This window comes from Sulfitobacter sp. 1A13353 (genome assembly GCF_043557255.1).
GTDB classification, from domain to species: domain Bacteria; phylum Pseudomonadota; class Alphaproteobacteria; order Rhodobacterales; family Rhodobacteraceae; genus Sulfitobacter; species Sulfitobacter faviae.
Genome location: NZ_JBIFFS010000027.1, coordinates 1 through 1,114, shown reverse-complemented (window position 1 = coordinate 1,114; position 1,114 = coordinate 1). Strand labels below are relative to the sequence as shown.

Annotated in this window: 1 protein-coding gene; it reads right to left on the bottom strand. The window is 55.1% G+C overall.

What is annotated here, in order from left to right; genetic code table 11:
• Positions 1-40: 40 nt before the first annotated feature.
• Entirely contained in the window at positions 41-1,051 is a 1,011-nt protein-coding gene (locus ACGYLO_RS22095; RefSeq protein WP_394377461.1) for an IS30 family transposase, read from the bottom strand.
• Between the last annotated feature and the right edge of the window lie 63 nt (positions 1,052-1,114).

Here is a 1,114-nt window from a genome sequence, read left to right as displayed (position 1 = left end):
GTGTGAGTTCACGGTGAAGTGCAGTTTTTGATATCTCGTTTTACTCCAACCGTTTCTGTATTTCCATCAGGTTGCTTTCAAAGACCTCAGCGGGCGTCCGGTAGCCAAGACATTTGCGCGGCGTTGCGTTGAGGCGGTGGCAAATCGACCTCAAATATCGATTTGTCAGCGCCGTCGGTGCGGTTGATCTTGGCAGGTATCGACGCAGCCTGCTGTTCGTATTCTCAACAGTGCCTTTCTGATAGGGCGCTTGCGGGTCACAGAACCAGGCATCCGCTCCGATCCCGGCCTTGAGATATTTCCAGGCCGAGAACTCGGTGCCGCGGTCGAAAGTGATTGACTTGCGCGCGGCGGCGGGCAGGGGAACCAACCCGTTGATCAGGGACTCCATGATCGGTTTGGATTGTCGATCTTCATTACGTATCACGACGGCATAGCGGCTGACGCGCTCCACCAAAGACGTCACGTTTACCTTCCCATGCTCCTTGCGGAACATCATCAAGTCGCACTCCCAATGGCCGAATTCAAAGCGTTCTGAGACACGCTCAGGCCTGTGCGACAGGCTTTGAATGTCGAATATGTGGGCTCTGTTGTGCTTGCGGTAACCACGCGGCCGACGGCGGCGCCGATGCTCAGGGAGATGGCGGTAGAACTGTTCCTCGCGACCGTCTTTGGAATAGGCAAAGCGATAGATCGTCTCGTGGCTCACGCGGATCGGGTGCCGTTCGAGCCGCATCCTGCCGGCTATCTGTTCGGGCGACCAGCCAGCCTTCAGGCGGTCTTCGATGGCGGCTTTCAAATCAGGGTGAATGATCATCTTGCGATGGATCGCGCGGCGCTGCTCATATTTCTCCTGAGCGACGAGCGCATGATACCCGTTTAGCTCAGGCAGTTCACCATCCGTGTACCGATTACGCTTAATGTCTCGGTAGATCGTGGACGGGTCGCGACCCAATCGATCCGCGATCTCTGAAATCGGCATTTTGGCTTCAAGCCACTTTGCAAGCTTGCGACGTTCGTCCAACTTCAGGTGACAGTAGTGGGTTCCCATTCTTCATACTCCATGCAACTCTCTGTATTCGTACAGAATTTGCACTTCGTTTGTGAATCCACC